This is a genomic window from Streptomyces sp. BR123, assembly GCF_013401435.1.
In the GTDB taxonomy this organism is placed as follows: Bacteria; Actinomycetota; Actinomycetes; order Streptomycetales; family Streptomycetaceae; genus Streptomyces.
Genome location: NZ_JACBGN010000398.1, coordinates 1 through 5,567, shown reverse-complemented (window position 1 = coordinate 5,567; position 5,567 = coordinate 1). Strand labels below are relative to the sequence as shown.

Sequence of the window (5,567 nt, the reverse complement as noted above, 5' to 3'; positions counted from 1 at the left end):
CTGTAGGCGGGCGGGCTGTAGGCGGGTGCGGCCGGGGCGGCGTACGCGGAGGCGGCGGCCTGCGGTGCCGACGGGCCGCCCTGCCCCACGACGGCGTCGATCTTCCAGTTGACCTGGAACTGCTCGGCCAGGACGGCCTTGAGCACGTCCTCGCTGCCGCTGCTCGCGAAGTTGTCCCGGGCCCCGGCGTTCGGGAAGCCCAGCTGCAGGGTCGTCCCGTCGAAGCCGGTGACCTGGGCGTTCTGGCTGAGCAGGATCCAGGTGAAGCGGCGGCGGTTCTTCACCGCCTCCAGGATCCCGGGCCACATCGCCTGCACCTGCCCGGCGCCGGCGGCCATGCCCGGGGACGGCGCCGCAGCGGCGGGCGCCGGAGCCGCGGCCGCCGGGGCCTGTGCGGCCGGGGCGGGAGCCGCGGCGGCGGGCGCCGGGATCCCCTGGCCGGGCGCGGCCGCGGTGGGCCACGCCCCGCGGGCCCCGGACCCGGGCTGCGCGGCCCCGGGCCAGGCCCCGGGCTGCGCCGCGGCGGCGGCGACGGGAGCGGGCGCCGGCTCGGCCGGAGCGGCGGCTACCGGAGCCGGAGCCGGAACGGCGGACGCAGGCGGGGGCGCAGGAACGGGCGCAGCAGGCACGACCGGGGCCATGGCGTGCGCCTCGGGCCCGGGCACGTACCCCATGGCCGGAACGGCCGCCGCGGACGCGGCGGCAACGGGCACGCCCGCCCCGGCAGCGGCGGCGAGGGCGGCGCCCCCGCGCTCCAGCCGCTCCAGGCGGGCCTGGAAGGACCGCTCGTCGTCGAAGGCCGCGGGCAGCAGCACGCGGGCGCAGATCAGCTCCAGCTGCAGCCGCGGCGAGGTCGCGCCCCGCATCTCGGTGAGGCCGGTGTTCACCAGGTCGGCGGCGCGGCTCAGCTCGGCCGCCCCGAACACGGAGGCCTGGGCCTGCATCCGCTCGACCACGTCGGCGGGGGCGTCGATGAGCCCCTTCTCCCCGGCGTCGGGCACGGCGGCCAGGATCACCAGGTCGCGCAACCGCTCCAGCAGGTCGGCGACGAACCGGCGCGGGTCGTTCCCGCCCTCGATCACCCGGTCGACGACCTCGAACGCGGCGGCCCCGTCCCCGGCGGCGAAGGCGTCCACGACGGAGTCCAGCAGCGACCCGTCCGTGTAGCCCAGCAGGGAGGTGGCCATGGCGTACGTCACACCCTCGTCGCCCGCACCCGCCAGCAGCTGGTCCATGACGGACATCGAGTCACGCACCGAGCCGGCGCCGGCGCGCACCACGAGCGGCAGCACGCCGTCCTCGACCTTGGCGCCCTCCCGCCCGCAGACCTCGCCCAGGTAGTCCCGCAGCGTCCCGGGCGGCACGAGCCGGAAGGGGTAGTGGTGCGTCCGGGACCGGATGGTGCCGATGACCTTCTCGGGCTCGGTGGTCGCGAAAATGAACTTGAGGTGCTCCGGGGGCTCCTCGACCACCTTCAGCAGGGCGTTGAAGCCCGCCGAGGTGACCATGTGCGCCTCGTCGATGATGTAGATCTTGTACCGGCTGGATGCCGGGCCGAAGAAGGCCTTCTCGCGCAGGTCGCGGGCGTCGTCCACACCACCGTGCGAGGCGGCGTCGATCTCGATGACGTCGATCGAGCCCGGGCCGTTGCGCGCCAGGTCCCGGCAGGACTGGCACTCACCGCAGGGGTCGGGCGTGGGGCCCTGCTCGCAGTTCAGGCACCGGGCGAGGATCCGCGCACTGGTGGTCTTGCCACAGCCGCGGGGCCCGCTGAACAGGTACGCGTGATTGACCCGGTTGTTCCGCAGGGCCTGCATCAGCGGGGCAGTGACATGCTCCTGCCCGATGACCTCGGCGAACGACTCGGGGCGATAGCGGCGGTACAGCGCAAGGGACGACACGTCTACGAGGTTATCGGGGCCCGCCGACAAAGCGGGCCCGCCCGCCCTTCCGAACCCGTCCCGGAACGCAAAGCGCCCCTCACGCACCCGCCAGAGCCCACTTACCCTTGCTGCCTTCCGGCCCTGGGGGAGTTGGGTGAGATAGCGCCACGTGAGGGGCTGCCCCCACCCTAGCGGATGGAGGCCCCCGGGATCGAGTTCGCTAGCACCCCTCATCGTCTTGTATTGTTCGTCGCGGAGGATTCGCCTAGAGGCCTAGGGCGCACGCTTGGAAAGCGTGTTGGGGGCAACCCCTCACGAGTTCGAATCTCGTATCCTCCGCCTTCGCCCACTTGGGCAAACGATGGCCCGGACCGCTCAGCGGTCCGGGCCGTCGTCGTCTCGTGGTCTCGGTTTCGGTTCCGCTCGTCGGCGGCAGGTTCCCGGCCGCCGACCTCAGCCTCGACGGACTCGTGGTCGTGGTGAGCCGGCCGACCACACCCCCGGGCGATCGCGAGTGGGGGCTCTCGGCCCGTCGTCGGCGGCGCGGTATGAGGCCTCCGGATCGAAGGGAGCCTGTTGGACCTCCCCGCTCCCCGTCCAGGCAGGGGCTGATCAGGCGGCTCGTTCGGGGGCATGCTCGGCTGAGAACCCGGAAGGCGTGCACGCAGCGTGGCCCGCGGGCCCCGTGATCACGCTTCTCGGCCGGTGCGGCGGAGCCAGGGCAGGGCGAGGCGCAGCCGACGGCGGCGGGCAGCCGGCCCGGGGGGCGGCGCGTCGTCGGGGCTCGGGGGTGCGGGACGCAGCCCGGCGACGCCCAAGTCCTCGGCGAGTAGGAGCAGCACGGCCGGTTCCAGCCGGTGCAGCACGTCCACGGCCGTCCACAGGTCAGTGGCGAAGGCCCGTGCCGTCAGGCGTCGGGCCGCTGCGGGCTCGGCCGCGTTGGCCAGGTGGGCCAGGGCTCGGGCCTGGATCTCCGGGTGGGTGATCCGGTTCGCGATCTGCTCCGCCCGCTCGGGGTGTCCGGTCTCGGCCGCTGCCCGGGCGAGACCGGTGAGCAGTTCCCCGTTCCCGTGCGAGTCCGCCGCCTCAAGCGCGTCCTCGATCTCGGTGGCGAGTGCGGCGGCCCGTCCGTGGTCCCCGGTCCGGGCGATCACCTCGGCAACCACCGCCAGGGTGCGTGCCCGCTCCGACGTTCCGTCGATGGTGCGGGCCAGCGCCCCAGCCCCACCGACGACCACGACGACCTGTTCCCGGTCTCCGGTCCCGGTGATCGTCTCGACGAGAGATGCCAGGGTCCGTGGCCGATCGTGAGGTCCGCCGATGCTGCGGGCCACCGCCTCGGCCTCGTCGACGAGCGCGGTGGCTCGGCTCGCCTGGCCGCTGCGGGCGGCCGCCCGCGCCACCGCCGCCAGCGCCCGGGCTCGTAGCGCGAAATTCTCGATCATGCGGGCCACGCGCTCGGACTGCCCGACGCCACCGGTGTCGGCGACGGCCTCGGCCAGGGCGAGCACGCTCGACTCATCCAGGTCCTCGCCCGCTTCGGCGATGCCGCCCACGAGCCAGTCCATCAGCTCCACCGCATCATCGCGGTCGCCGGCTGCCTCTCCCGCACCGGCCACCGCGGCAGTGGCCAGTACCCGCGGGCGCATCGTCTCGATCGTGGCGATGATCTCCACGGCCCGCTCCACGGCATCCGCTTCGAGGGCGGCCTCGGCGACGATGGCCAGTGCGGCGTCGCGCTGGCCGGTCACGTTGTCGATGGTGCGGGCGACGGCCTCGGCACGATCAAAGTCCCCCGCGTCCGCCGCCGCCCGGGCCACGGCTTTCCGCGCGGCCACCACATGGGCGAGGTCGTGCACCGTCCCGGCGATGGCCAGGGCCCAGTCGAGGTCTTCCGATCGGGCCGCCACTCCGGCCAGGGCCGCGAGTTCCACCTGCTGGTGCACGGGGGACCGGACCGCCCGGGCCACTTCCTGGGCCTCCGACGCCAGATCGAGCCCGCGTCGGCGGTCTCCCGACCGCACGACCGCCTCGGCCACTGCAGCCAGCGCCCGCGCCTTGGACGCCGGGTCGGGGTTGGCCCGGGCCAGTGCCTCGGCACGGCCGTGGTCACCCGCCCGGGCTGCGGCACCGGTGAGGACGGCCAGATCGCTCCCCACCTGGAAGATCGGGCGGTCCTCGGCGCCGTCGACGAGTCCGATGACGGCCTCGGCCGTGAGCTCGGCCGCACGGTTCGGGGCCCCGGCGGCGGCCATCGCCTCGATGACCGCTGCCATCGGAGGCTGTAGCGAGACTCCGGTGACCGCGCGGGCTGCGGCCTCTGCCTCGGCAGCCGGCCGGTATGCCGAGGCCAGGTCGCCGCTGCGGGCCACCGCCCGCGCCACAGCGGCGAGGGCCTTCGCCCGCAGCTCAGGGTTACCGATGGCGCGGGCCACTGCCAGGGCGTCGCTGTGTTCGCCAGTGGCGGCCAGCACCTCGGCCAAGTCGTTCTCGACCAGTCCGCTCCCGGCAGCGGCCTCCGGACCGTCGGCGAGCTCCCTGATCTCGCGGACCAGCTGGGCGGCGCGCCGCCGGTCACCTACCGCGGTTGCGTCCGTGGCCAGTACCGCCCAGCGGGCGGCCCGCGTGTAGGGGTTGTCGATCCGGCGGGCCGCCCGCTCGGCGGCATCGGCGAGCTCGGCGGCCCGGTCCCGGTCGCCGTCCCCGGCAGCTGCTGCGGCAACCGCCGAAAGCGCTGGAGCCCGCTCATCCGGGTCGGTGATGCTCTGTGCGATGGACTCGGCCTCCGCCCGGCTGCCGGTTTCGGCCAGCGCCCTTGCCACCCCGGCGAGGGCCCTCGCCGAGCTCACCGGCCCCATGGACTCGGCCAGCGCCCGGGCCTGGTCGGCGCGGCCGAGCAGCGCCCAGACGGCGGGCAGGTCCACGGGCAGCGAGACGTTGCGCTCCAACAGGTTCACCCGGCACAGCACGATTCTGGTCAGCTCGGGCAGGTCCGGGCTCGCGGCGCCGAGGATCGCGTCCTGGGTCGCGGTGAGTTCGGCGAGGGCGGTGGCGTCGCCGCCGGTGGTGTCGAGCAGCCAGGCGTGGCGGCCCTGGTCGAGCGCGAGGCCGAGCATCCTGGGGATGTCGCCGTCCGCGCGCAGCCTGCGGAAGTAGCCGAGCAGCAGGTAGCCGGGGGTGTGGGCGTCCCAGCCGCGTTCCCGGTGCCCGTCCGCCCAGGCGTGCAGGCGCTGGCGGTAGTCGGCCAGCCGCTCTCCGGCGAGGAAGGTTGCCGCCGCCTGTTGGAGGTCCTCGTGGGCCAGCAGGTACACGTGCTCGGGTTGCTCCAGTCCGTGCCGGACCAACGACGGGCGCTGCATGAAGGTCCGGCCGGACACCGTGCTGAGGGTCTCCGCGATCTCCCACGGGTCGCGGGTGCCGGTGAGTTCCACCAGGTCCTGGACGGACAGACCGCCGCCGGCCGCCGTAAGCAGGCCCAGCAGGTGCTGCTCGGTGGGTGTGCCGGTCAGCAGGCGTTTCAGTTCCTGCTCGGCGGAGTGCCGGATGACCTCGGCGTGCCCGGACGGCTCCAGGAGCCGCACGGCTGCGGGCTCGCGCAGCGGGTGGTGGTCGGGTACGTCGGCGGGCAGCGGCGGTGCGAGGCGTCCGGCCACGATGATGCGCGTCCCGGCGGGCGGGTGGGCC

2 protein-coding genes, 1 tRNA gene and 1 other RNA gene are annotated in these 5,567 nt (G+C 74.6%); 1 reads left to right on the top strand and 3 read right to left on the bottom strand.

Annotated features, from left to right (window positions below; genetic code table 11):
- Together HYE82_RS33620 and ffs are read right to left on the bottom strand one after the other, a co-directional pair.
- Window positions 1-1,901: DNA polymerase III subunit gamma and tau (locus HYE82_RS33620; protein ID WP_179178007.1), on the bottom strand; the 1,901-nt coding region annotated here is incomplete at its 3' end.
- 65 nt (window positions 1,902-1,966) lie between these two features.
- Window positions 1,967-2,065: signal recognition particle sRNA small type (gene ffs, locus HYE82_RS33615), an RNA gene on the bottom strand.
- 72 nt (window positions 2,066-2,137) lie between these two features.
- Here ffs and HYE82_RS33610 point away from each other — a divergent pair.
- Window positions 2,138-2,222 (top strand) — tRNA-Ser (locus HYE82_RS33610).
- A gap of 350 nt (window positions 2,223-2,572) precedes the next feature.
- On the opposite strand, the gene HYE82_RS33605 is transcribed toward HYE82_RS33610, so the two are convergent.
- Window positions 2,573-5,567: hypothetical protein (locus tag HYE82_RS33605; protein ID WP_179178006.1), on the bottom strand; the 2,995-nt coding region annotated here is incomplete at its 5' end.